The following is a 2,458-nucleotide window of genomic DNA, read 5'->3' as shown; positions in this document are numbered from 1 at the left end:
CACAGGGTGTGGGCGCAAGAAATCGCGCTCCTGTGCCACATTCTCTACCCACAAGACGCGCGAACGAAAGCATACGTTCCTGCAATCTTCACCACGCTAGGTAACTACCCAGGCCTGAAGCAGTTGGGTGTGACTTCCGATGCGGGCATCCTCGACGCCGCATTCAACGCCTACCAAGCCGAATACCTCACCGTGCCCGGTGATAAGTCGATGAAGTTTTTCGCGCCGCAAAAGAAGATCTACGACCGCCTGAACGACGGCAAGTTTTCCTTCTCGGCCCCAACGTCACTGGGCAAGTCCTTCATCATGCGCACCTTCATCACCAACCAGATCAAATCCGGGGTGACAGCCAACTTTGCGATCATCGTGCCGTCAAAAGCGCTGATCAACGAGACCCGCTCGAAACTGATCGCTGACCTCGGCGAAGACCTTGAACGGCACAACTATCGAATCGTCAGTGCCGCTGGTGACATCGTGCTCGAAGGCGATCACAACTTCATCTTCGTGCTCACCCCAGAACGCTTGCTTTACCTTCTGATCGGCAAACCTGCAATCGAATTCGAGTACGTCTTTTTCGACGAATCACACAAACTCTCAGGCAAGAACAGCCGCGCCCCGTTCTACTACCAAACCGTGACAATCCTTCAACACCGCCACAGACCACCACACTTCATCTTCGCTTCACCCAACATTCCCAACCCAGAGGTATTCCTAAGGCTGGTTGATCCAAACTCTGACGAAAATGAAACCAACGCGGTCGCAACCCAGTATTCGCCAGTCGCGCAATTCAAATACCTCGTCAACCTGCACGAGAACACCATTTCCAGCTACAACGACCACACCCAAGAATTCACGCACCTAGCCTCACTTCAAGCTCAGGACGCTACCGCACAGGGCGTAACCCGATTTGTTAGTGAATCATCACGAGGTTCAGATCATCGTGGGCAAACCATCGTGTTTCATTCTGCCCGACATCACGCAGTGCAAGCGGCGCGTGACTATGCCCAGGGTTTGGCAGACCTCAACGATAAAGACTTGGACGCTCTCGCAAAAGACATCGAACGCGACGTCCACGAGGACTACTACCTCAGCGGTCTCATCCGTAGAGGCGTCAGCTACCACATCGGCTACCTCCCGCCAGCGATCCGCGAACGCATCGAAGGCCTGTTCCGCGAAGGCAAAATCTCGACACTATTCTGCACCAGCACGCTCCTCGAAGGAGTCAACCTTCCCGCCGACAACCTCGTCATCACAACCAACAAAATCGGCAGAGCAGGAATGACAGCAGTCGACTTCAAGAACCTGATCGGCCGAGTCGGGCGTATCGAGTTCAACCTCTACGGCAACGTATTCATCATCGTGGGCAACCAACTTGCATCCGAGCAAAAGGCCAAGGAACTCCTACAAGCGAACGTTCCTGTACAGAAGCTATCCGTGCAAACTGACTCACAAATTATCAGCAAGAAAATGAAGCAAGGTGTCGTCAAGGATCTACAGGAAGGTCGCATCGAATTCTCCAAAGGGAATGAGAGCTATGAGCGTTATGATATGAAACGCAAATTCGGTCTCATGCTCTTGCGCGACATCACTACCGGACGTCAAAGCCTGGTGCGTGAAGAATTCTCTGACTATCTTGACGAACAGGCTACCAACAGCATTATTGCTACTTTCTCGCGACGCGAAGGCCAACAAGATGACGATATCAATGTCTCCGTTGACCAGGCAGAAGCGCTGACGCACGCAATCCAAGCTGGACTCCAGTATCCACAACTTTCTCCAAACGGAAAGTTCAGTTACGACGAGACCCTCGCGTTTCTTCAGCGGCTTGCCTCAATCTTCAAATGGCGAATTTACAATCCCGAGACGTTAGGGAGAACAACCAAGGGAAGTGACCAGCTCGCTATGCTGTCCTGGTACACCGTCCTCCTGTTGCAGTGGATGGAGGGACACGGTTTGCGTTCCATCATGAATCGTGCAATCGAGCATCACCGGAAAACTGGAATTGTGTGGATCAATCGGCAACCGAATCGCTACCTAGATTCGAAAGAACACCGAAACCTTGTTTTTAGTGACACGCTTGAAGCTATTGAGCAAGTAATCCTTTTTGAGCTATCGAATTACTTTCTTAAATTCTCCAACGAATACAAGAAGGTCCACGGAAAAGAGCAGTTCGACAACGACTGGTACGAATACGTCGAGTACGGCACAACGAAACAGGAAACCATCCTTCTCCAACGACTCGGATTCACCCGCGAGAGCGCCACTTACATTCGAATCAACGTCTCCAATGCAATCTTCCTTCACGAAGGAAAACCCCACCTGAACCCGATTCTCCTCGAAAGCTCGAACATCAACGTCCGCAAAGAAGCCAACGAAATCAGATACAACGTGCCAGAAGCCTTCTCGATGCCAGATTTCTTGTTCTAACACCCTCGTCTGATACCCGCTAACGCAAGCA

The 2,458-nt window shown here is 51.6% G+C and carries 1 protein-coding gene; it reads left to right on the top strand.

Translation table 11 applies throughout. From position 1 onward, the window contains the following. The coding region (locus tag HMPREF2975_RS07500) for a DEAD/DEAH box helicase (RefSeq protein ID WP_070726901.1) at positions 1 to 2,427 on the top strand (2,427 nt) is incomplete at its 5' end. Positions 2,428 to 2,458 lie beyond the last annotated feature (31 nt).

It is taken from the genome of Actinomyces sp. HMSC065F12, from assembly GCF_001814535.1.
In the GTDB taxonomy this organism is placed as follows: domain Bacteria; phylum Actinomycetota; class Actinomycetes; order Actinomycetales; family Actinomycetaceae; genus Pauljensenia; species Pauljensenia radingae_A.
This window is presented reverse-complemented; position numbering and strand designations above follow the sequence as displayed.